At 57.0% G+C, this 22,268-nt stretch carries 18 protein-coding genes; 7 read left to right on the top strand and 11 right to left on the bottom strand.

The features are described 5' to 3' along the window. Positions 1-6: 6 nt before the first annotated feature. Both artP and B3041_RS10915 read right to left on the bottom strand, forming a co-directional pair. The gene (gene artP / locus B3041_RS10920) at positions 7-735 is read right to left on the bottom strand and encodes an arginine ABC transporter ATP-binding protein ArtP (RefSeq protein WP_139074202.1); all 729 of its coding nucleotides are present in this window, start codon (positions 733-735) and stop codon (positions 7-9) included. A 235-nt stretch (positions 736-970) separates the two neighbouring features. Continuing rightward, positions 971-1,510 carry a lipoprotein gene (locus tag B3041_RS10915; RefSeq protein WP_292972357.1) on the bottom strand — a complete coding sequence of 180 codons (540 nt, stop codon included), beginning with the start codon at positions 1,508-1,510 and terminating at the stop codon, positions 971-973. Between the two features lie 109 nt (positions 1,511-1,619). Here B3041_RS10915 and B3041_RS10910 point away from each other — a divergent pair, with 109 nt between their 5' ends. Both B3041_RS10910 and B3041_RS10905 read left to right on the top strand, forming a co-directional pair. After that, positions 1,620-1,940, top strand: a complete 321-nt coding sequence (locus tag B3041_RS10910; RefSeq protein WP_039383506.1) for a heavy metal-binding domain-containing protein — start codon at positions 1,620-1,622, stop codon at positions 1,938-1,940. Further along, positions 1,940-2,764 (top strand): N-acetylmuramoyl-L-alanine amidase, encoded by an 825-nt coding sequence (locus tag B3041_RS10905; RefSeq protein WP_292972354.1) that lies wholly within the window; start codon positions 1,940-1,942, stop codon positions 2,762-2,764. The genes B3041_RS10910 and B3041_RS10905 overlap by 1 nt, the downstream gene beginning before the upstream one ends. 3 nt (positions 2,765-2,767) lie before the next feature. On the opposite strand, the gene ltaE is transcribed toward B3041_RS10905, so the two are convergent. The 3 genes from ltaE to B3041_RS10890 all read right to left on the bottom strand — a co-directional run bounded on the left by ltaE (position 2,768) and on the right by B3041_RS10890 (position 6,574). Next, positions 2,768-3,775: a low-specificity L-threonine aldolase gene (gene ltaE, locus B3041_RS10900; protein ID WP_292972351.1), complete on the bottom strand. Its 1,008-nt coding sequence runs from the start codon at positions 3,773-3,775 to the stop codon at positions 2,768-2,770. Positions 3,776-3,843: 68 nt separating this feature from the next. Then, positions 3,844-5,565, bottom strand: coding sequence for a ubiquinone-dependent pyruvate dehydrogenase (gene poxB, locus B3041_RS10895; RefSeq protein WP_292972348.1), 1,722 nt, complete (start codon positions 5,563-5,565; stop codon positions 3,844-3,846). 112 nt (positions 5,566-5,677) lie between these two features. Continuing rightward, positions 5,678-6,574 carry a lysine exporter LysO family protein gene (locus B3041_RS10890; RefSeq protein WP_292972345.1) on the bottom strand — a complete coding sequence of 299 codons (897 nt, stop codon included), beginning with the start codon at positions 6,572-6,574 and terminating at the stop codon, positions 5,678-5,680. Positions 6,575-6,715: 141 nt separating this feature from the next. On the opposite strand from B3041_RS10890, the gene B3041_RS10885 reads away from it, so the two are divergent. Continuing rightward, positions 6,716-8,344, top strand: a complete 1,629-nt coding sequence (locus B3041_RS10885; RefSeq protein ID WP_292972342.1) for an ATP-dependent nuclease — start codon at positions 6,716-6,718, stop codon at positions 8,342-8,344. Between the two features lie 75 nt (positions 8,345-8,419). Here B3041_RS10885 and cspD read toward each other — a convergent pair whose 3' ends face one another. Then, positions 8,420-8,641 (bottom strand): cold shock-like protein CspD, encoded by a 222-nt coding sequence (gene cspD / locus B3041_RS10880; protein WP_065649715.1) that lies wholly within the window; start codon positions 8,639-8,641, stop codon positions 8,420-8,422. Positions 8,642-8,964: 323 nt separating this feature from the next. Here cspD and clpS point away from each other — a divergent pair, with 323 nt between their 5' ends. Both clpS and clpA read left to right on the top strand, forming a co-directional pair. After that, positions 8,965-9,285: an ATP-dependent Clp protease adapter ClpS gene (clpS, locus tag B3041_RS10875; protein ID WP_039385772.1), complete on the top strand. Its 321-nt coding sequence runs from the start codon at positions 8,965-8,967 to the stop codon at positions 9,283-9,285. Between the two features lie 55 nt (positions 9,286-9,340). After that, positions 9,341-11,620, top strand: a complete 2,280-nt coding sequence (gene clpA / locus B3041_RS10870; protein WP_065649714.1) for an ATP-dependent Clp protease ATP-binding subunit ClpA — start codon at positions 9,341-9,343, stop codon at positions 11,618-11,620. An 88-nt stretch (positions 11,621-11,708) separates the two neighbouring features. Here the strand turns inward: clpA and infA are convergent, their stop codons facing one another. From infA to trxB, 5 genes are all read right to left on the bottom strand, one after another. Next, positions 11,709-11,927, bottom strand: a complete 219-nt coding sequence (infA, locus tag B3041_RS10865) for a translation initiation factor IF-1 (protein WP_002211347.1) — start codon at positions 11,925-11,927, stop codon at positions 11,709-11,711. A gap of 345 nt (positions 11,928-12,272) precedes the next feature. Next, a complete protein-coding gene (gene aat, locus B3041_RS10860; protein WP_065649713.1) occupies positions 12,273-12,965 on the bottom strand; it encodes a leucyl/phenylalanyl-tRNA--protein transferase in 693 nt (230 codons plus the stop codon). A 32-nt stretch (positions 12,966-12,997) separates the two neighbouring features. Beyond that, the gene (gene cydC, locus B3041_RS10855; RefSeq protein WP_292972333.1) at positions 12,998-14,713 is read right to left on the bottom strand and encodes a heme ABC transporter ATP-binding protein/permease CydC; all 1,716 of its coding nucleotides are present in this window, start codon (positions 14,711-14,713) and stop codon (positions 12,998-13,000) included. Continuing rightward, complete coding sequence (gene cydD / locus B3041_RS10850; protein ID WP_292972330.1) at positions 14,701-16,482, bottom strand: heme ABC transporter permease/ATP-binding protein CydD; 1,782 nt, start codon at positions 16,480-16,482, stop codon at positions 14,701-14,703. The genes cydC and cydD overlap by 13 nt, the downstream gene beginning before the upstream one ends. Positions 16,483-16,625: 143 nt before the next feature. Further along, complete coding sequence (trxB, locus tag B3041_RS10845; RefSeq protein WP_292972327.1) at positions 16,626-17,591, bottom strand: thioredoxin-disulfide reductase; 966 nt, start codon at positions 17,589-17,591, stop codon at positions 16,626-16,628. A 519-nt stretch (positions 17,592-18,110) separates the two neighbouring features. On the opposite strand from trxB, the gene lrp reads away from it, so the two are divergent. Continuing rightward, positions 18,111-18,605, top strand: coding sequence for a leucine-responsive transcriptional regulator Lrp (gene lrp / locus B3041_RS10840; protein WP_006118610.1), 495 nt, complete (start codon positions 18,111-18,113; stop codon positions 18,603-18,605). Positions 18,606-18,724: 119 nt separating this feature from the next. After that, entirely contained in the window at positions 18,725-22,261 is a 3,537-nt protein-coding gene (locus B3041_RS10835; RefSeq protein WP_292972308.1) for a DNA translocase FtsK 4TM domain-containing protein, read from the top strand. Positions 22,262-22,268: the final 7 nt, after the last annotated feature.

The raw sequence follows: 22,268 nt of genomic DNA, 5'->3' as shown, positions 1-22,268 counted from the left end.
CCTGACTTAGTGCGAAAGATAGTGTGCAAACGCGTCGGTTTGCGGCTGTGTAAAGCGGCTGGCATCACCCTGTTCAATGATGTGACCATTCTCCATATAAACCACGCGGCTGGCCGTTTTGCGCGCCACTTCAACCTCATGGGTCACAATAACCTGCGTGATCTGCGTTTGTGCCAGTTCGCGAATAATCGTCACGATCTGCGCGGTAATTTCCGGATCGAGCGCGGCGGTAGGTTCATCAAACAGCAGCACCTGCGGCTCCATCATCAGCGCACGGGCGATCGCCACGCGCTGCTGCTGACCACCGGAGAGATGCAGCGGAAAACGATCGGCATAAGGCGTCAGGCGCAGACGCTCCAGCAGCTTATCGGCACGTGCGCGCGCCGCCTCTTTTGAGAGACCCAGTACGCGACACGGGGCTTCAGTGAGGTTCTGCATAACCGTAAGGTGCGGCCAGAGATTATATTGCTGAAATACCATACCCACGTTCTGACGCAGCTCGCGAATGGCGCTGTCAGTGGGGGACCTGGTAAAGTCAAACTGGTTGCCGGCAATCTGCAGTGTGCCGGAACGCGGCAGCTCCAGCAGATTGAGCACGCGCAGGAGTGAGCTTTTCCCGGCACCGCTGGGACCAAGCAGCACCAGCGTCTCTCCCTGCGGACACTCCAGGTTAATGTCAGACAGCGCCTGATGGGCACCGTAAAAGCAGTTAATAGCGTTTAATTGAATACTCATGCGCGGAAAATAGAGAGCAAATAATGCCGCGAATCTTAACGTTCCCGGCATAGTTATGCAAATCAAGTGACTTAAAATTTATTAAACAGCGCGTTATCCGGTCCGGTGCAGCAGAAAATTGTGCGGCCTGCGTCAGACGGGGGTTGCACTACGGTTACGCCCGACGTTAACACCGGTCAGGGGCTCTATACCGATGCGGCGCCCTAATGTGTGAACAGGATAACAAAAAAACGCGCTATTTTTTCTGCTCCAGCAGCTGGCTGAGTGAGCCACCGCCGGCGTGCGGCCACGCTGCCATATAGCGCACATCCTGCACCACCCAGCACTTTCCTTCACGGATCATCAGCACTTCATCGCGCCACTGTTTATCGCCGCGCGTTAGCGTGACGCGCAACGGAATATTTCGCGCATCGCGATTGGGGATCGAAGAAGCGCTCTCTACATCAGCGGCGGCCGGTCCCTGAGCCAGACTGGAAAAGAGATCGCCCTGACGCCACTCTGCCGGCTGATTGCGCTTTTCCCGCGCCTGTAGCAGCGTCTGATAAAGATGATCGCTCAGATAAGGGCGATATCTGGCCAGCAGCGCGCGATCGGGCAGGCCCGCTGAAGGAGCATTTACGCGCAAATCGTAAAACTGCTGCGCCACGCTATCCGGCCCGCCATCAATACAGGCCGCACTGCGCGGGCCATTATCCCTGATAACCGGCTCTACAGTGGTACAGGCGCTCAGCAGCGTTACTGCTGATGCCAGCAGTGCAAGGGCTTTGATTCTCATCTCCGGTTCCTTATTGTTCTGTGGCAAAGCATGGGTTTTAGCATAGAGTATAGTCGTGCTTTTTCAGCACCATGCGTGCGGGTCCCATCGACATCTTCAGGAGATAACTATGAAATTTTCGACGACACCAACTCTGGAAGGCCACAGTATTACCGAATACTGCGGCGTGGTTACCGGCGAGGCGATTTTAGGTGCCAATATTTTTCGTGATTTCTTTGCCGGCATCCGCGATATCGTAGGCGGACGTTCGGGGGCCTATGAAAAAGAGCTGCGCAAGGCGCGTGAGATTGCGTTTAAAGAGCTGGGCGATCAGGCGAAAGCGCTGGGCGCTAATGCGGTAGTGGGGATCGATATTGACTACGAAACCGTCGGCAAAGACAGCAGCATGCTGATGGTCAGCGTCTCCGGCACTGCGGTGATCGTGCGCTGATGCGATGCCTGCTGATCGTGGTCATGGCGCTGCTGCTCAGCGCCTGTCACTCTTCGATGGAAGCGCGTCAGGGGTACTGGGCCGATACAGCGCATCCGGCGCAGGGCGCGCGACCGCGCATCAAAGTCGTGGTGATCCACTACACCGCAGACGATTTCTCTTCTTCGCTGGCAACCCTGACCGATCGGCAGGTCAGTGCACACTACCTTATTCCGCGTCAGCCGCCACAGAAAGCGGGCAGGGGAGTAGTCTGGCAGCTGGTGCCGGAGCAGCAGCTTGCCTGGCATGCCGGACCCAGTTTCTGGCGCGGGGCTACCCGCATTAATGACACCTCAGTGGGCATTGAGATAGTCAATGCGGGCTATCAGCGTACGCTGACCGGGCTAACGTGGCAGCCTTATACACCCGATCAAATTACCGTGCTGACAGCGCTGCTGCGCGATCTGCAGCAGCGTTACGGTATTGCGCCCGAAAATATCGTGGGCCACAGCGATATTGCGCCGCAGCGCAAGCAGGACCCGGGTCCGCTCTTTCCCTGGCAGCAGCTGGCCGCCCGGGGGATAGGTGCCTGGCCCGATCCGGCGATTACGGCCCGCTATCTGGCGGGGCAGTCCGCCAGCACCGTTGTGGATCCGCAGCCGCTGCTGGCAGCGCTGCAGCGGTATGGCTATGACGTGGCGGGCGCGACAACGCCTGAGAAGCAGCGCCGGCTGATTGCAGCCTTTCAGATGCACTTCCGGCCGCACGACTATCGCGGTATTGCTGACGCAGAGACGCTGGCGATAGCCCGGGCGCTGCTGGCACAGTACGGCGCGGCGCGCTAGCTGTCAGGCCGCTGACTGAAGAAACGCCTGCCAGCGTGCGACCACCTGCTGCAGATCGGCACGGGATACATCCAGGTGAGTCACCATGCGCGTCCGGGGGCCGATGCTAATCAGGATATTCGCGGCGTGCATCCAGCGCTGCAGCGCATCTGTCTGCCCGGGCGGAATCTGCACAAACAGCATATTTGTCTGCTGGCTTATGACTTCCACGCCCAGCGCGCGCAGCTGGTCCGCCAGCCACGCGGCGTTATCATGATCGTCCTGCAGCCGGGTCACGTTGTGCTGCAGCGCATAACGCCCGGCCGCCGCCAGAATACCCGCCTGGCGCATCCCGCCACCGGTCATTTTACGCCAGCGCCGCGCCTGCTCAATATAAGCGCTGTCGCCGCACAGCAGTGAGCCTACCGGGGTGCCCAGCCCTTTTGACAGGCAGATAGTCAGCGTATCGCAGTAGCGTGCAATTTCTGCCAGCGTCACCTGCTGTGCTACCACGGCATTAAAGATACGCGCACCATCAATGTGCAGCGCCAGCCCGCGTTCGCGGGTGAAGTGCCACGCCTGCTCCAGATAGCTGAGCGGCAGTACCCTGCCGTGATGCGTGTTTTCCAGACTCAGCAGGTGGGTACGGGCAAAATGGATATCATCCGGCTTGATCGCAGCGGCAACGTCCGCCAGCGGCAGTGTGCCATCGTCCGCAGCAAGGATCGGCTGAGGCTGAATGCTGCCCAGCACCGCCGCGCCGCCCGCTTCATATTTATAGTTGTGCGCCTGCTGGCCCACAATATACTCATCGCCGCGCTGGCAGTGGCACAGCAGCGCCACCAGATTTGCCTGGGTACCGGTAGGAAAGAACAGCGCGGCTGCTTTGCCGCTCATCGCCGCCGCCTCTGCTTCCAGTGCGTTGACCGTAGGATCGTCACGATAGACGTCATCTCCGGTTGCGGCGTTCATCATGGCGTCCAGCATCGCCGCACTCGGGCGGGTTACGGTATCACTGCGCAAATCGATCACGGGGCTCTCCTGAAAGAAAAAGCGGGCTGCTCGCCCGCATCATTGCCTGTCCGGCAGGAGCCTTGTTTTTACCGCAGCCAGTTGGTTTTCGCCAGCTCGGTGATCTCATTGCCGCGTCCGTTGAGGATAGCGCGCAGCATATAGAGACTGAACCCTTTTGCCTGCTCGGCTTTGATCTGCGGTGGCATCGACAGCTCCTCTTTAGCCGTGTGCACATCCACCAGAACCGGGCCATCATGTGCGAAAGCCTGTTCCAGCGCCGCATTGAGTTCTGACGCTTTTTCAACCCGGATACCTTTGATGCCGCAGGCGGCGGCAATCGCAGCAAAATCAGGATTTTCCAGGTCGGTGCCGTCGGTAAGGTAACCGCCTGCTTTCATCTCCATTGCCACAAAACCCAGCACGCTGTTGTTGAAAATCACCAGCTTCACCGGCAGTTTCAGCTGCGCTACCGAGATAAAGTCTCCCATCAGCATACTGAAGCCCCCGTCGCCGCACAGCGCCACCACCTGACGCTCTCTGTCGATAGCCTGGGCACCCAGCGCCTGCGGCATCGCATTGGCCATAGAGCCGTGATTAAACGATCCCAGCAGGCGTCGCTTACCGTTCATCTGCAGGTAACGTGCCGCCCAGACGGTGGGCGTGCCGACGTCGCAGGTAAAGATGGCATCGTCAGCGGCGTAGCGGCTGATCTGCTGTGCCAGATACTGGGGATGGATCGCCTGGTTGTCGTTTGCGGTTGCCAGATCGTCAAGGCTCTTGCGGGCGTCAGCGTAGTGCTCCAGCGCACGGTCAAGGTGATGGCGATCGTCATGCACCTCAAGCTGCGGCAGCAGTGCCTGGATCGTGGCTTTAACATCACCCACCAGCGGCATATCCACGTGGTTGTGCGCGCCCAGGCTGCCGGGGTTGATATCGATCTGAATGATACGCGCGCTGGCAGGGTAGAAGGCACGATAGGGGAATTTCGTGCCGAGCAGGATCAGGGTGTCGGCATTCATCATGGCGTGATAGCCGGAAGAGAAACCAATCAGCCCGGTCATGCCAACATCGTACGGGTTGTCATATTCAATATATTCTTTGCCACGCAGCGCATGCACTACCGGCGCCTTAAGCCGTTCCGCCAGGGCGACAACTTCAGCATGGGCACCGGCGCAGCCGCTGCCGCACATCAGCGTAATATTGCCTGCGCCGTTGAGCGTTTCCGCCAGGGTGGCAAGCTCCGCTGCGGCGGGCACAACCTGCGGCAGCTGCGGCGGATACCATTCGCTGCGCGCACTCTTCGGGGCGGGCTGCAGCGCCACGTCACCCGGTAGTACGATCACAGAGACGCCGCGGTTGAGGATCGCTTTGCGCATGGCAATGCCCAGCACCTGCGGCAGCTGCTCAGGATTAGAAACCAGCTCACAGTAGTGGCTGCATTCACGAAACAGCTCCTGCGGGTGCGTCTCCTGAAAATAGCCGCTGCCGATTTCGCTGGAAGGGATATGAGCAGCAATGGCCAGTACCGGCACATTGTTACGATGACAGTCAAACAACCCGTTAATCAGGTGCAGGTTACCAGGACCGCAGGAGCCGGCGCAGACCGCCAGTTCGCCGCTGATTTGCGCTTCCGCACCGGCGGCAAACGCGGCGACCTCTTCATGCCGCGTCGGCATCCATTCAATGGTGCCCATGCGGTTCAGGCTGTCGCTCAGGCCGTTAAGCGAATCACCGGTTACACCCCAGATACGTTTTACGCCCGCGCTCTCCAGCGTGTGTGCCAGCAGGGCGGCCACAGTTTGTTTCATCGTTTGCTCCTTTCTGATGGGGGCCATCTATGCTGATGGCAAAAATCTTTCCGTCAGAAAGCGTAGACGACGCCGCTGCACGCCTGCCGTGAAAAAGTGCGCTGCAGACCGGTCAGGCGGAAAAAAAAGCGATCAGCACCGGCGCGAGCAGGCTCATGATAAACCCGTGCACAATGGCCGCAGGAACAATCTCCATGCCGCCGGCGCGCTGCAGAATTGGCAGGGTAAAATCCATGGAGGTGGCGCCGCTCAGGCCCAGCGTCATGCTGCGATGCCGGGTGATAAGCAGCGGGATCAGCATAATTGTGATCAGTTCACGCAGCAGGTCGTTAAAGAACGCCGCGCTGCCGATAACCGGACCAAACGCGTCCGTCATCAGAATGCCGGAAAGGGAATACCAGCCAAAGCCGCTGGCCAGCGCGAGGCCGGTTTTCAGCGGCAATCCAAGGCAGACAGCGGCCAGCGCGCCTCCGGCGAGCGCCCCAGCCAGTGACACGCCCGCCACCAGCGCACCACGCCGGTTAAGCGTAATCTGCCGCAGCGTCATGCCGCTGCTGCGCAGCTGAACGCCCACCAGAAACAGCATCAGGATCAGGGCATATTCGCTGACGGTGGCCGCATGGCGCAGCGGAGCCCATTGCGACAGTCCGAGCAGAAACCCGCCCAGCACCGAGCCACAGAGTTTGAGTGAATCCAGTGCCATCGCAAGACGCGAGGGCAGCGCCTGCGCTTTATGCGGATGCCGCCACGGCAGACGCTGCTCAAGCAGCCAGAATGCCAGCAGCGAACAGGCGAGAATCGAGAGGGTACAGATAAAAGCGGTGTAGAAGATGGTGAGCAAATTCGCGCTGAGGTTATCCAGAAATGCCAGGCTTACACCCATGAAAAACAGAATGATATAGACCAGCGCACTCAGCAACCGCGCCACCGTGCGTAACAGTGCTGGCTGCTGCAGATGCAGCAAATAACCGGCAATCAGCGGCAGCAAAATAATCATCAGACCATACATAGCGAACATCCGTCCGTGGGAAAAGGACGCCACGCTAATCAAAAAAGCACACGCTGTAAATCACCCTTTGCCGATAATCTGCGCCTTGACCCCTGTGCAACCGTACACCATGCTCAGGCAATCTCTGAACAGGATAATCCCATGATTCTGGATCATATTGATATCAGCGGCTTTCGTGGCATTAATCAGCTCTCGCTGCCGCTTACCATGACGAATCTTCTGATCGGCGAAAACGCCTGGGGCAAGTCAAGCCTGCTTGATGCGTTTTCACTTATGCTGGATCCGTCCGGCGGGCAGGCGGCCCTCAGTGAAGACGATTTCCATTTTCCGCCTGCAAATCCGGCGGCACGCTGGCGCACATTACAGATAGTGGTGCGCTTTCGCGCCAGCGAAGCAGAGCGGGAAAATACCCTGCTGCAGCCTTTCTGGCAGCGCGATGAGCAGGGATATTATCTGCGCTTCAGTCTGCGGGCCACCTGTAAAGCGGACGGCGTAAAAAGCAGCTGGCGCTTTATCGACGTGCATAATCAGCTGCTGGCGCAGGAGCCGACAAAGGCGGCGATAGGCTGGCTGCGGCAGCATCATCCGGTGCTGCGTTTACGCGACGCGCGGTTCGGTCAGCGTCACCGGACGCGCGAACCCGGCGGTGACGGGCGGGATCCGGGTCTGCAGGCGCTGCAGGCGGTATTACAGCAGCTTAATCGCGCAGCTGGCGGGCAGGCACTGAGCGATGAGGTACTGCGGCAGGGCGTACAGACAATGCAGCAGCTTATGGCGCACTATTTTCTTGTTCAGCAACCCGGCGTCAGTCACCCACGAATGGCACCGGAGCTGCGCGATGGCAGCGCAGGCTGGCAGGCGCTGGATGCGCTTAACCGGCTGCTGGCAGGGGCCAGTGCTGAGCATCGTCGCGAGGTGCAGCTGCGGCTGCTGGCACTGCTCCCTGGCAGCAGTGCGCTGCCAGCCGGCGCACAGCCTGTTCTGCTGGTCGAAGATCCTGAAACGCGGCTGCATCCGATAATGCTTTCAGTGACCTGGAATTTACTGACGCTGCTGCCGCTACAGCGACTGGTTACCACTAATTCAGGTGAACTGGTCTCCCAGACGCCGCTGGAAAATCTCTGTCGTCTGGTGCGCGAAGCGAGCCGCGTGGTGGCATGGCGTATTGGTGAAGCGGGACTGAGCGCGGAGGATCACCGGCGTATCGCGTTTCATATTCGCGTCAATCGACCTGCTGCACTGTTTGCCCGCTGCTGGTTACTGGTGGAGGGCGAGACTGAGGTATGGATCGTTAACGAACTGGCGCGGCAGCAGGGCGATCATTTTGCAGCAGAAGGGATCCGGGTGATCGAGTTTGCCCAGGCCGGCCTGAAGCCGCTGCTGAAGTTTGCCCGGCGTATGGGAATTGCCTGGCATGTGTTGACCGATGGCGATGAGGCAGGAAAGAAATATGCGGCGACAACCCGCAGCCAGCTGCTGATCCACGAAAAGGCGGAGGTGCATCTGACGCAGTTTCCGGCAGCCGACATTGAACATTTCCTCTATCAGCACGGATTTCGCGCGGTCTATCACCAAATGGCGCACCTGCCGTTAAACATTGCGATGACGCCACGGCGTATTATTACTCAGGCGATCCATCATAGCTCCAAGCCTGAGCTGGCTATCGCCGTGGCGCTGGCGGCCGGTGAGCGCGGCCCGCAGGCCATCCCGTCGCTGTTCAGGGAGCTGTTTAGTCAGGTAAAACTGCTGGCACAGCGGCGTGCAGGGTAGAGGGAAAAGTAAAATGCCAGCGTTACCGGCTGGCATTTCAGGTGCGGAGTGGTCACAATAACCGCGCTGCACAGGTCAGGAAAGCAACGCCGCCTCACAGGGAACAATCAGACTGGCATGGTTGCCTTTTGGTCCTTCGTGAACGTCAAACTGAACGTGCTGACCCGCTTTAAGCGTTCTGTAACCCTCCATCTGAATGGTAGAGTAGTGCGCAAAGATGTCATCGCCACCGCCAACCGGACAAATAAAGCCGAAGCCCTTGGCGTTGTTGAACCATTTAACAGTACCCGTCTCCATGCTTTTACTTCCCTCGCAAGACATTCTGATAAGTAGGTGAGGTCATCGCAGCTGTGAGTCGAGGTTGTTTAAAACTCAGTCAGCTTGTGCATGTAGAATGTAGAGAAACGGACCTTATCGTCAAGCAATCGGCCCGGATGCGTGGGCAGAAATTCATCAAAATTTGAGGCAGTTAACGCTATTGAGAATTTTGTGATACAGGTCGCGCATCTGCTTTTCGTACCGATAGCAGCGATAGCAAACCCGTCTTGACAGACGTGTTAAACTTCAGGTTACTGCAGGCTAAAATGCATGACCGCAACGCAGAATTCCAATGGATGATTATGGCAAACACAAACGACTGGCTTAATTTTGAACACCTGGCCGAAGACAAAGTACGTGAAGGGTTAAAGCCGCCTTCAATGTATAAAGTCATCCTGAATAATGACGATTATACACCTATGGAATTTGTTATTGACGTTCTGCAAAAGTTCTTTTCTTATGATATTGAACGCGCCACGCAACTGATGCTGAAAGTTCACTATCATGGAAAGGCAGTCTGCGGTGTTTTCACCGCTGAAGTAGCAGAAACAAAAGCTGCGCAGGTGAACAACTATGCCAGAGAGAATCAACATCCTTTGCTGTGTACGCTGGAAAAAGCCTGAACCTGTCTCCATATAGGAAACAGGCAGTCAGAGCGATAATTGGGGGAGGTGCCAAATGCTCAATCAAGAACTGGAACTCAGTTTAAACATGGCTTTCGCCAGAGCGCGCGAGCACCGTCACGAGTTTATGACCGTCGAACATCTGTTGCTGGCGCTGCTCAGCAACCCGTCGGCCAGAGAGGCACTGGAAGCCTGTACGGTGGATATTGTGGCTCTGCGTCAGGAACTCGAAGCCTTCATCGAACAAACCACACCGGTGCTGCCGGCAGGCGAAGCGGAGCGCGATACGCAACCTACGCTCAGCTTCCAGCGCGTACTGCAGCGTGCGGTGTTCCACGTTCAGTCTTCCGGTCGCAGTGAAGTAGCAGGCGCTAACGTCCTGGTCGCTATTTTCAGCGAGCAGGAGTCGCAGGCGGCATATCTGCTGCGCAAACATGAAATCAGCCGTCTTGATGTGGTGAATTTCATCTCTCATGGCACGCGTAAAGATGAGCCCGGTCAGTCGCAGAGTAATGCGGATAATCCGGTCAATGAAGAGCAGGCAGGCGGGGAGGAGCGTATGGAAAACTTCACCACCAATCTTAATCAGCTTGCTCGCGTTGGCGGCATTGACCCGCTTATTGGTCGCGACAAAGAGCTGGAGCGCGCCGTGCAGGTGCTGTGTCGCCGGCGTAAAAACAATCCGCTGCTGGTGGGTGAATCCGGCGTGGGTAAAACCGCTATTGCCGAAGGGCTCGCCTGGCGTATTGTGCAGGGTGACGTACCGGAAGTAATGAAAGAGTGCACTATCTATTCACTGGATATCGGCTCTCTGCTGGCGGGCACCAAATATCGCGGCGATTTTGAAAAGCGGTTTAAAGCGCTGCTCAAACAGCTGGAACAGGATAACAACAGCATCCTGTTTATTGATGAAATTCATACCATCATCGGTGCCGGTGCGGCGTCGGGCGGGCAGGTGGATGCCGCTAACCTGATTAAGCCACTGCTCTCCAGCGGCAAAATCCGCGTGATGGGTTCCACAACTTATCAGGAGTTCAGCAATATTTTCGAGAAAGATCGCGCACTGGCGCGCCGCTTCCAGAAAATTGATATTACTGAACCCTCGGTTGAAGAGACCGTGCAGATCCTCAACGGACTGAAGCCGAAATATGAAGCGCATCACGACGTGCGTTATACCGCTAAGGCCGTGCGCGCAGCAGTCGAACTGGCGGTGAAATATATCAACGACCGTCATCTGCCGGATAAGGCGATTGATGTGATTGATGAAGCGGGTGCGCGGGCACGTCTGGTGCCGGTGAGCAAGCGTAAGAAAACCGTTAATGTCTCTGACATTGAATCGGTAGTGGCGCGAATTGCACGTATTCCGGAACAGAGCGTGTCGGCCACCGATCGTGATACGCTGAAAAATCTGGGCGACCGCCTGAAAATGCTGGTATTTGGTCAGGATAATGCAATTGAGGCGCTGACCGAAGCGATTAAAATGAGCCGCGCTGGCCTGGGTCAGGATCGCAAGCCGGTAGGCTCTTTCCTGTTCGCCGGCCCGACCGGGGTAGGTAAAACAGAAGTCACCGTACAGCTGGCTAAAGCGCTGGGCATTGAGCTGCTGCGTTTCGATATGTCGGAATACATGGAGCGCCATACGGTCAGCCGCCTGATTGGTGCACCTCCAGGCTACGTGGGCTTTGACCAGGGTGGTCTGTTAACGGATGCGGTTATCAAGCATCCGCACGCGGTTGTGCTGCTGGATGAAATTGAGAAAGCGCACCCGGATGTCTTCAACCTGCTGCTGCAGGTTATGGATAACGGTATGCTGACCGACAACAACGGGCGTAAAGCGGACTTCCGCAATGTGGTGCTGGTCATGACCACCAATGCTGGCGTACGCGAAACCGAACGTAAGTCGATCGGCCTGATTCAGCAGGATAACAGTACGGATGCGATGGAAGAGATTAAAAAGATCTTTACGCCAGAGTTCCGCAACCGTCTCGACAACATTATCTGGTTCCGTCATCTCTCTGCTGAGGTGATCCATCAGGTAGTCGATAAGTTTATTGTTGAACTGCAGGCGCAGCTGGACGCAAAAGGTGTTTCACTGGAAGTGAGCGATGACGCGCGCGACTGGCTGGCAGAAAAAGGCTACGATAAAGCAATGGGTGCGCGTCCGATGGCGCGTACAGTGCAGGAAAGCCTGAAAAAACCGCTGGCCAATGAACTGCTGTTTGGTTCACTGGTGGATGGAGGCTCGGTGTCGGTGGGGCTGGATAAAGATAAAAACCAGCTTACTTATCACTTCCTGAGCGCTGAAAAGCGTAAAACGGAAGGGACTGTGCACTAACGCCTGACCAGGAAAACAAAAGGCCGGATAATTATCCGGCCTTTTTTTGCGGCTGGAAACTTAACCAGCCCGCGACGTGTGCAGCAGCTTAGCGACTGCGGAAGACAATGCGGCCTTTGCTCAGGTCGTACGGGGTCAACTCAACAGTGACTTTGTCACCCGTCAGGATGCGGATATAGTTTTTGCGCATTTTACCGGAGATATGAGCGGTAACCACGTGCCCGTTTTCAAGCTCTACGCGGAACATGGTGTTAGGTAACGTATCCAGTACGGTACCCTGCATTTCAATATTGTCTTCTTTGGCCATCGAATCCTCTGGGTGAACTACCAAACTGTTGAACCGGCAAGATAATGCCGAATTCCATGATTTATGTAAAGAAACGTTGGCTGTTTTTGCCAACGCTTCGCCGTGCGTCGCGCTATAGCGCGTGCAGTACGGATAAATTCGGGTGTTGTTGACGTCTGCGGGGGATTAGCGGGCTAAGAATCTGCAGCAACCGGCCCGGCGGGCACGGATGAAACAGTTTCAGGAACAGGTGAGATTCCCAGCCTGGCAATTCCGGCTCGCCACAGCGAAGCGCGGACGACATACCAAACTCGCTTATTGTATCACTTTTATGTAGATTTGTGTGCAAAACATCTGCGGGCAGGGCTAAAAAAGGGTCTGTGTTTGCCAGCATCCCTCAGCAACCGGCTGCCACGCCAGTTTTTTTAGCGCCTGCAGATAGTCAGCACGCGGGATTTCTGTTGCCCCAAGTGATGCGGTGTGGGGATTCAGCACCTGGCAATCAATGAGTTTTCCCTGGTGGGCACGGAAGTGTTGTGAAAAGACCCATAACGCGGTTTTAGACGCGTTTTCCTGTCGGCTGAACATCGATTCTCCGCAAAACATCTGTCCGAGCGCCAGACCATACATGCCGCCAGCCAGGCTATTTTCATGCCACACTTCGATAGAGTGCGCATGGCCCAGCTCATATAGCCGCAGCCAGGCACGTTTGACTTCGAAGGTGATCCACGTTCCCTCCTGACGCCCGGTGGCGCAGCCTTCAAGCACCTGCGCAAACGCGTGATTCATGGTAACGCGATAGGGAGAGCGCCGGTGAAAACGCGCCATGCTCCGGCTGAGATGAAACGCATCTGGCATCAGCACGGCTCGCGGATCGGGCGACCACCAGAGGATCGGGTCGCCGGGCGAAAACCAGGGAAAAATACCGTGCTGGTACGCATTAATCAAACGCGCAGGCGAGAGATCTCCGCCCATAGCCAGCAAACCGTTTGGTTCGCGCAGCGCCATTTCCGGCGGTGGAAAGTGCAGTGAATCACGTGAAAGTTGTACCAGTCTCATGGCATCAGCTACCCAAAAGCGTCATCTCCAGACTATAACGCAAAGCGTTGCCGGAAACGCCAGTAGCGACCCGCTTTTGAGATTAATTCGTCATGCGAACCCGATTCCACAATGGTGCCCTGATCCATCACGCAGATGCGGTCCATCCTTTCCAGGCCCTGCAGGCGATGGGTTACCACGATCAGCGTCTTACCCTCGCTGACCCGCAGCAGTAACTGCAGGATCTGCTGCTCAGTCGTGGCATCCAGCCCTTCGGTAGGCTCATCCAGCAGCCAGAGGTCGCCGTTATGCAGCAGGGCACGCGCGATGGCCAGGCGCCGCAGTTCGCCGCCGGACAGCGGCCTGCCGCCTTCACCCATCCAGCTATCCAGTCCGTCAGGCTGCTCGGCCAGAAAGCCGAGTCCAGCCTGAACCAGCGCGGCAGTCAGCTCGCTATCGCTGGCCGCCGGGCGCGCCAGTAACAGGTTATCGCGCAGCGTCTGGCTGAAAAGATGCACGCGCTGTGTTACCACGCTGATACGCTGCCGCAGGCTGCGCTCATCCCACTCTGAGAGCGGAATATCATTAAGAGAGATATGACCCGCGGTGGCTTCCCGGCTGCGGGTGATAAGCGCCAGCAGGGTCGATTTGCCACAGCCGGTCGGGCCGAGCAGGGCAATACGTTCGCCCGGCTGCAGCCGCAGTGAAAAATGCTGTAATACCGGCTCCGGGCGTTGCGGATAGCTAAATGAGATGTCATCCAGTACCAGACGCATTTCCGGCCCTGCGTCCTGCATACGCGGCGGAAAATGGATGGCCGGCGGCTGGTCAATGATTTCCTGCACGCGCTGTGCGGCGCTGCTGACCTGCGCCAGCGGCAGAAACGCGCCGGCAACCGGCGCCAGCGCTTCAAACGCCGCCAGACCGCAAAACAGAAACAGCGCAATCGTTGCGCCCCCGACAGTGTCAGCTGAAATCCACAGCAGCAGCGTTACGGTCAGACCGGCTATCAGCAGCAGCAGGCTCTGTGCAAACGCCTGCAGGTGATGCTGCTGTTGCTGCGCGTGCTGCCACTGCCGCTCTTCACTGTCCAGCCGCTGACGCCAGGCCGTTGCCGCACCATAGATCTGCAGTTCAGCCTGTGCCATGAGCCAGCAGGCAAGCTGCAGGCGCCAGCTCGCCTGCGAACGGGCGATGCGCGCGCCGGCAGTCTGACCAAAATAGCAGAACGCGGCGGGCAGTATCAGCAGGGTCAGCAGCATGCTGCCCCCTAAAATCAGCGCCAGGGGCAGGTTGAGCAGGGACAGACCGCCGGTTACAACGATAATAACCACCGCTGCACCGGCCAGAGGCGAAATAACGCGCAGATAGAGATGGTCGAGCGTATCAACATCGCTGACAAAGCGGTTCAGCAGCTCGCCGTGGCGAAAGCGCGACAGCTGCTCAGGCGCCAGTGCCATCAGGCGCCTGAAAGTATATACACGCAGATGCTGCAGCACCCGAAAGGTGGCATCATGACTGACAAGACGCTCAAAATAACGCGCTGCGGTACGTATAATCGCGGCACCGCGCACGCCTGCTGCCGGCAGCATATAGTTGAAGGTGTAGAGCCCGGCCATACCTGCCAGCGAGGAGGCAGCAAGAAACCAGCCGGAGAGCGTAAGCAGGCTCACACTGGCCAGCAGGGTAAAGATAGCCAGCGCGATCCCTAATCCCAGGCGCCAGGGATGCTGCCGGAACAGACGCAAAAAAGGCATTAATGAACGCACAGTGAATCCTCCTGCTGACGTTGCCGTATCATCTCCTGCAGCAGCCCGGGCTGAGTGCTGAGCTGCTGCCAGCTTCCCTGCTGTACCAGTGCACCCTGCTGCATAACCCACACCGCATCCCACTGCGCCAGATCGTGCAGCTGATGCGTGATCATCAGCGTCGTCTGCTGCCGTGCCGCCTGGTTAAGCGCCTGCATCACATGGTATTCACTGGTACTATCCAGACCTGAACCGGGCTCATCCAGCAGCAGCAGTTTTGCCGGCTTCAGCAGCGCACGGGCAACCGCAATCCGCTGTGCCTGACCGACGGAAAGTCCGACCCCATCATCGCCGGTCGGCGTATCCAGCCCCAGCGGGAGGCCAGCCAGAAAGTCGCTCACGCCTGCCTGTGCCAATACAGCCTGCAGCCTGCTCTCATCAGCGGATTGCTCCGGCATCAGGTTATCGCGCAGCGTTCCTGCGGGCAGCTGTGGGTTTTGCCCCACCCAGGCAAGTTGTCGCTGCCAGCTTGCACGCTCGATATAGCGCAGATCCACGCCGTTAGCCCGCAGCGTCCCCTGCCAGGGCAGGAAACCAAGCAGCGCATTCATCAGCACGGTTTTACCTGCGCCGCTTTCACCAACCAGTGCAACCCGGCAGCCTGCGTGCAAAGTGAAATTAAGCGGCTGCGTCAGCGCATGGCCGCTGGCACTCATCACCACCAGATTTTCTGCGGTCAGCGTCAGAGGGGCGTTTTCACACCATGGACGAACCGCCTCCGGTTGCGGAACGTCCGGCGACGCATGCAGGAACGTTTCCAGCGCATCTGCCGCGCCTGTCGCCTGCGCTTTAGCGTGATAAAAGGTGCCCAGATCGCGCAGCGGCTGGAAAAACTCCGGTGCAAGGATCAGCGCAAGAAAGCCGGCGAACAGCGTTACGCCGGCACCGTAATGACCGAAATCAAATTCGCCAAGGTAAGAGAAGCCAAAGTAGACGGCAACAACGGCAATGGCCAGCGAGGCAAAAAACTCCAGTACCGCTGAGGAGAGAAACGCGAGACGCAGCACTTCCATCGTCCGCTGACGAAAACTATCGGTGCTGGCAGCAATAGCCTTTTCTTCAGCCGCCGCACGGTGGAACAAACGCAGCGTTTCGCGCCCGCGCAGACGGTCGTAAAAATCACCGCTCAGCCGCGATAGCGCGAGAAAGTTACGCCGGCTGGCATCCGCTGCACCCATGCCAACCAGCGCCATAAACAGCGGGATCAGCGGTGCGGTAACCAGCAGAATCAACCCTGCAGCCCAGTTGACGGGAAATATGGCAATCAGAACCGCACAGGGAATAACCACTGCCAGCGTCATTTGTGGCAGATAGCGTGCATAGTAATCCTGCATTTGCTCAATCTGTTCAAGCAGCAGCGTTGACCAACTGCCCGCAGGTTTGCCCTGTATCCAGGCAGGCCCAAGCGCATCAAGACGATCAAGCAGTTGCCGCCGCAGCGCCCGCCGGATAGCAAGACCGGCGCGGAAGCCCGCCATCTCCCGTCCATAGTTAAAACCGGCGCGCAACAGAAAACAGAGCAGCAATAGCAGAAACTGAGCAACCAGCGCCGAACGGGGCTGATGAGACACGATTAGCTGGTACAGTAGCGTAGCCATCAGCCACGCCTGCGTAATAAGGATGATTGCGGAGGCAAAACCGCATAGTGCAGCCAGCCGCAGGGCATTTGCGCCAGAAGCTCGCTGCTGCCGTAACCAGCTCAGCACTGTCTGTTGCCGTGATCTGTTCATACTGTCGTCTGCTCTTCTGAATCAGGGCGAAACCCGGATAAAGTATCAGGTTATTGCGATCGGCAGCACTTTAGCACGCTGTATATAAAAAAGGCGACCTGAACAGGTCGCCTTCATATAATTATGATCAGATTATTAACAACTTACCGATCGTTTTTAACCAGACCATCCAGATAGCGCTCTGCATCCAGCGCAGCCATACAGCCGGTGCCGGCTGATGTAATCGCCTGACGATAGGTATGATCCATGACATCACCTGCGGCAAAGACGCCCGGAATACTGGTTTGGGTCGCGTTACCGTGCAGGCCGGACTGTACTTTAATGTAGCCATTCTCCAGTGCCAGCTGGCCCTCGAAAATGGCAGTGTTTGGGCTATGACCAATCGCCACAAACAGGCCTGCTACCTCAAGTGATTCTGCAGGCTCACCGTTAGTTGCCAGCAGCTTCACGCCCGTCACACCCATCTGGTCACCGGTCACTTCTTCCAGCGTACGATGCGTATGCAGCACAATATTGCCACTGCGCACTTTTTCCATCAGCCGGTCGATCAGAATCTTCTCTGCGCGGAAGGTGTCACGGCGGTGGATCAGGTGCACCTCAGCCGCGATGTTGGCAAGGTACAGCGCCTCTTCAACAGCAGTATTGCCTCCGCCGATTACCGCAACTTTCTGGTTGCGATAGAAAAATCCGTCGCAGGTTGCACAGGCAGAGACGCCCCGGCCCTTAAACGCCTCTTCAGAAGGCAGACCCAGATAGCGTGCCGATGCGCCCGTCGCAATAATCAGAGCGTCCGCCGTATATTCGCCGCTGTCACCGGTCAGGCGAAAAGGGCGCTGCTGCAGATCAACGGTATGAATATGATCGAACAGGATTTCAGTATTGAATTTTTCGGCATGCGCATGCATACGCTCCATCAGCGACGGCCCGGTCAGGTCGTGCGGGTCGCCTGGCCAGTTTTCAACTTCGGTGGTCGTCGTAAGCTGGCCGCCCTTTTCCAGACCGGTAACCAGCACCGGATTCAGGTTAGCGCGTGCCGCATAAACTGCAGCGGTATAACCGGCTGGGCCTGAGCCCAGGATAAGCAGTTTGCTGTGTTTGGCCGTACTCATGCATTCCTCAGTGTGTTTCTGACAACAGTGATTTTGATTGTAGGGAAATTAGGACAGCAAAAAAAGCTTTGCACCATTTTGTTAGCAATTGCTGCAAGCGGCGTAGACGATGAAACGTATCTTTGCTGCAGCGTTGCGCTAAAAGAGTGCATTCTGAGTAAATAAAGGACATCACTGCCCTGAAAATATCATTTAAAAACAGGGCTCCAGCACGGTATCTGGCATCTTGTACTGAATTTAGATGTTTTACTTTGACAATCGCCTGCGCATTTGCGAAAACATTGGAAGAAGCAGAGAGTCTCTGACGGTTCAGAATGGTAATTCATCACTGTTTTGCGCGGCGGCGTCAGAAAATCTCAGCCTGACATTGGTAATGACGCATGATGTGGACAGACAGCATGCGTCATACGGATGGTGCGTGACTGCACAGGCTTATGGTCTTCAATTCAGTAAGGCTCTGAAATACGCATTTTTCAGGGTGTGGCAGGCATAGGGAAGGAATTAAGAGAGACAATAATAATGGTAGACAATAAAAAGCGCCCCGGAAAAGATCTGGATCGTATCGACAGAAATATCCTGAATGAACTGCAAAAAGATGGCCGTATCTCCAATGTTGAGCTTTCCAAGCGCGTAGGCCTTTCGCCAACGCCATGCCTTGAGCGTGTTCGCCGTCTGGAGCGACAGGGCTTTATCCTGGGCTACACCGCGCAGCTCAACCCCCACTATCTTGATGCATCCCTGCTGGTGTTTGTTGAGATTACTCTGAATCGCGGTGCCCCTGACGTGTTTGAGCAATTTAACGCCGCAGTGCAAAAACTTGAGGAAACTCAAGAGTGTCACCTCGTTTCCGGTGACTTTGACTATCTGCTGAAAACCCGCGTGCCTGATATGTCTGCCTATCGCAAACTGCTGGGAGAAACCTTGCTGCGCCTGCCAGGCGTAAACGACACCCGTACCTATGTCGTGATGGAAGAGGTTAAACAGAGTAACCGGCTGGTCATTAAAACCCGCTAACGCAGGGAAGGTGCAAAGCGTGCAGGATTTAGGTACACTCCTGTGAATTCATACAGGACCAGCGTCGGGCTCTTCCGGCGCTGTTGCCTTCTTATTTTACAGGCACCTGGAGAGTTCTCTTGAGCCAGGAATACACAGAAGATAAAGATGTTTCGTTACAACCGCTGAGCAGTGGACGTCGTCTGCTCGAGGCGTTGCTCATCCTTGTAGCCCTGTTCGCCATCTATCTGATGGTGTCACTGGTGAGTTTTAACCCTTCCGATCCCAGCTGGTCTCAGACCGCATGGCATGAACCTATCCATAATATCGGGGGTAGCGTTGGCGCCTGGCTGGCAGATACTTTGCTGTTTATCTTCGGCGTGATGGCTTATGCCATTCCACCCGTTATCCTGGGCCTGTGCTGGATCACTTTTCGTCAGCGCGATCGGCAGGATTATATCGACTATTTTGCCGTTGGATTACGTCTGATAGGCGTGCTGGCGCTGGTGGTGACTACCTGTGGCCTGGCAGCACTGAATGTGGATGATATCTGGTACTTCGCCTCAGGCGGTGTTATCGGCAGTCTGGTCAGCAATGCTATGGCACCGTGGCTTCATGGAGCAACCGGCACGCTGACGCTGCTCTGTATCTGGGCTGCAGGTATCACACTCTATACTGGCTGGTCATGGCTCGCTATCGCTGAAAAAATCGGGAGCGTGGTAATGGGCGTGCTGACGTTCGCCAGTAACCGCTCTCGTCATGACGATCGCTGGGAAGAAGAGGAGTATGATGAGGACGCGGATGTTCCAGCGCGTCCGGCTGTAGCGCTTCAGGCTGCTGACGAAGAGGACGTGCTGCTGGCTGCGCCGCGAACGCCTGCGCCCGCGCCTGCACTTGCTGCTGAGCTGGCCAGTGAACCCCTGCTGGCCAAAGCGTCCAGCGCAACCGCTGCAGCACTGTCTGCAGTGAGTGAAGCTGCCCGGCAGGCACCGCCCGCTTCGGCTCCTGTAGCAGAACCTGTACTGGCGGTTGAGCCAGCGGCTACACAGGCTGCGGTGCCGCAACCGGTCGCATCTCAACCGGTTGTTGCAGCTACGCCAGCATCGCAGACGCCACCCCTCTATCATTTTGAACTGCCGGAAGAGCCTGTCGCGTCACCTGCTGTACAGGATGAAGATGGCCCGCGCATGGGCGACTGGCAAAGTGCCGATCGCTTTTCTGCTGTTGCCCCTGCATTTACGGCCGCTGCGGCCACAGGTGCTGCCACTGCTGCCGTACAGCGTGCGGAAGAGTCGCTGTCGCCTGTTTTTGACATTGTGCCTGAGCGCGATCGTAACCCGCAGGTAAAGCAGGGTATTGGTCCGGAGCTGCCGCGACCCAACAAAGTTAAACTGCCGACCCGACGTGAACTTGCCTCTTATGGGATTAAACTGCCTTCACAGCGTATGGCAGAAGAGAAAGCGCGTGAAGAAGCAGAGCAGCAGCAGCCGGATGTGAGTGCCACGCTGCATCAGCCGCAGTATGAAGAAGACGCTGCGCTTCAGGAAGCGCAGTTGCGTGATGCATTTCAGTCACAGCAGCAGCAGCGCTATGGTGAAAGCTGGGAGTCGCATACTGAAGAGGATGATCAGGAGGCGCAGCATCAGGCGCAGCTGGCAAGCCAGTTTGCGGCACAGCAGCAGCAGCGCTATAGCGCGCCACAGGAAGAAAAAGCGCCGGTGTTTAATCTGGATACCTCGGCTGCTTTTGACTTCTCACCCATGAAAGATCTGGTTGATGATACGCCGAGCGAACCGCTGTTTACTATCGCGGCCACGCCGGAACCTGAAGCGCAGTGGCAGCAGCCAGCCGTACCGGCAGCAGAACCTGTGGCGCCGCGGCAGCAGCCAGCCGTACCAGCAGCGGAACCCGCTATTCAGTGGCAGCAGCCAGCTGTACCGGCAGCGGAACCGGCGGTGCAGCAGCAGCCAGTTGCACCGGCAGCGGAACCAGCGGTTCAATGGCAGCAGCCCGCCGTGCCGGTAGCGGAACCGGCTGTGCCCGCACAACCCGTTCCACCGCCTTCATACAGTGAAGCGGGCAGCACAGGATTTGCAGCAGAGCCAGAGCCTGCAGTCGCACCGGCTACTCCGGCGCAGGATAGTCTGTTTCACCCTTTCCTGGTGCGTCATGAACGACCACTGGAGAAACCTTCGACGCCGCTTCCGGTACTTGAGCTGCTGACAGCTCCGCCGGAAGAAGAAGAGCCCGTGGATATGTTTGCGCTGGAACAGACGGCGCGTCTGGTAGAAGCACGCCTGGCGGACTATCGGGTAAAAGCTGAAGTGGTAGGGATCTCTCCGGGCCCGGTGATCACCCGTTTTGAACTCGACCTGGCTCCGGGCGTTAAAGCAGCAAGGATCTCTAACCTCTCCCGCGATCTGGCGCGTTCGCTGTCAGCCGTGGCGGTGCGCGTGGTGGAGGTCATCCCCGGTAAACCTTATGTCGGGCTTGAGCTGCCGAACAAACATCGCCAGACAGTCTATCTGCGTGAAGTGCTGGATTGCGACAAATTCCGCGATAACCCCTCTCCTCTGTCAGTGGTGCTGGGTAAAGATATTTCCGGACAGCCTGTTGTTGCCGATCTGGCAAAAATGCCACACCTGCTGGTAGCCGGTACCACCGGTTCCGGTAAGTCGGTTGGCGTTAACACCATGATCATCAGCATGCTCTATAAAGCGACACCGGAAGAAGTGCGCTTTATTATGATCGACCCGAAAATGCTTGAGCTGTCAGTTTATGAAGGGATCCCACATCTGCTTACCGAGGTGGTAACCGACATGAAAGACGCGGCTAACGCGCTGCGCTGGAGCGTGGTAGAGATGGAGCGTCGCTACAAACTGATGTCTGCACTGGGCGTACGTAACCTTGCCGGTTATAACGAAAAAATCGAGCAGGCTGCGGCGATGGGCCGTCCGATTCCGGATCCGTTCTGGAAGCCGGGAGACAGCATGGACATGACACCGCCCGTGCTGGAGAAACTGCCTTACATCGTGGTGCTGGTAGATGAATTTGCCGACCTGATGATGGCCGTGGGTAAAAAGGTAGAAGAGCTGATAGCGCGCCTGGCGCAAAAAGCGCGTGCTGCCGGTATTCACCTGGTGCTGGCAACTCAGCGTCCGTCGGTTGACGTTATTACCGGTCTGATTAAAGCCAACATTCCTACCCGTATCGCTTTTACGGTATCAAGTAAAATTGACTCGCGTACTATTCTCGATCAGGGCGGCGCAGAGTCGCTGCTGGGAATGGGTGATATGCTCTACATGCCGCCTAACTCTTCGATGCCGGTACGCGTGCATGGCGCATTCGTGCGCGATCAGGAAGTTCATGCTGTTGTGCAGGACTGGAAAGCGCGCGGACGCCCGCAGTATATTGACAGCATCACAGCGGGTGAGGAGAGCGAAGGCGGCGCAGGGGGTATGGATGGTGATGAAGAGCTCGATCCGCTATTCGATCAGGCTGTCTCCTTTGTGGTTGAGAAACGTCGTGCCTCTATCTCTGGCGTGCAGCGTCAGTTCCGCATCGGCTACAACCGTGCGGCACGTATCATTGAGCAGATGGAAGCACAGGGTATTGTTTCTGAGCCGGGCCATAACGGTAACCGCGAGGTGCTTTCACCGCCACCACATGAAATGTAACGCCGGC

This window comes from Pantoea sp. UBA4549 (genome assembly GCF_002387285.1).
Classification (GTDB): Bacteria; Pseudomonadota; Gammaproteobacteria; order Enterobacterales; family Enterobacteriaceae; genus Pantoea; species Pantoea borealis.
The sequence above is the reverse complement of the archived record's forward strand: the minus strand, read 5'-3'. Positions and strand labels throughout refer to the sequence as shown.

What these genes read in the sequence shown, in the direction of transcription:
- poxB (WP_292972348.1), bottom strand. Translation starts at nt 5,565, where the DNA reads ATGAAACAAACTGTGGCCGCCCTGCTGGCACACACGCTGGAGAGCGCG.
- B3041_RS10885 (WP_292972342.1), top strand. Translation starts at nt 6,716, where the DNA reads ATGATTCTGGATCATATTGATATCAGCGGCTTTCGTGGCATTAATCAG.
- clpA (WP_065649714.1), top strand. Translation starts at nt 9,341, where the DNA reads ATGCTCAATCAAGAACTGGAACTCAGTTTAAACATGGCTTTCGCCAGA.
- B3041_RS10890 (WP_292972345.1), bottom strand. Translation starts at nt 6,574, where the DNA reads ATGTATGGTCTGATGATTATTTTGCTGCCGCTGATTGCCGGTTATTTG.
- B3041_RS10915 (WP_292972357.1), bottom strand. Translation starts at nt 1,510, where the DNA reads ATGAGAATCAAAGCCCTTGCACTGCTGGCATCAGCAGTAACGCTGCTG.
- artP (WP_139074202.1), bottom strand. Translation starts at nt 735, where the DNA reads ATGAGTATTCAATTAAACGCTATTAACTGCTTTTACGGTGCCCATCAG.
- cydD (WP_292972330.1), bottom strand. Translation starts at nt 16,482, where the DNA reads ATGAACAGATCACGGCAACAGACAGTGCTGAGCTGGTTACGGCAGCAG.
- lrp (WP_006118610.1), top strand. Translation starts at nt 18,111, where the DNA reads ATGGTAGACAATAAAAAGCGCCCCGGAAAAGATCTGGATCGTATCGAC.
- infA (WP_002211347.1), bottom strand. Translation starts at nt 11,927, where the DNA reads ATGGCCAAAGAAGACAATATTGAAATGCAGGGTACCGTACTGGATACG.
- trxB (WP_292972327.1), bottom strand. Translation starts at nt 17,591, where the DNA reads ATGAGTACGGCCAAACACAGCAAACTGCTTATCCTGGGCTCAGGCCCA.
- clpS (WP_039385772.1), top strand. Translation starts at nt 8,965, where the DNA reads ATGGCAAACACAAACGACTGGCTTAATTTTGAACACCTGGCCGAAGAC.
- aat (WP_065649713.1), bottom strand. Translation starts at nt 12,965, where the DNA reads ATGAGACTGGTACAACTTTCACGTGATTCACTGCACTTTCCACCGCCG.
- cspD (WP_065649715.1), bottom strand. Translation starts at nt 8,641, where the DNA reads ATGGAGACGGGTACTGTTAAATGGTTCAACAACGCCAAGGGCTTCGGC.
- B3041_RS10905 (WP_292972354.1), top strand. Translation starts at nt 1,940, where the DNA reads ATGCGATGCCTGCTGATCGTGGTCATGGCGCTGCTGCTCAGCGCCTGT.
- B3041_RS10910 (WP_039383506.1), top strand. Translation starts at nt 1,620, where the DNA reads ATGAAATTTTCGACGACACCAACTCTGGAAGGCCACAGTATTACCGAA.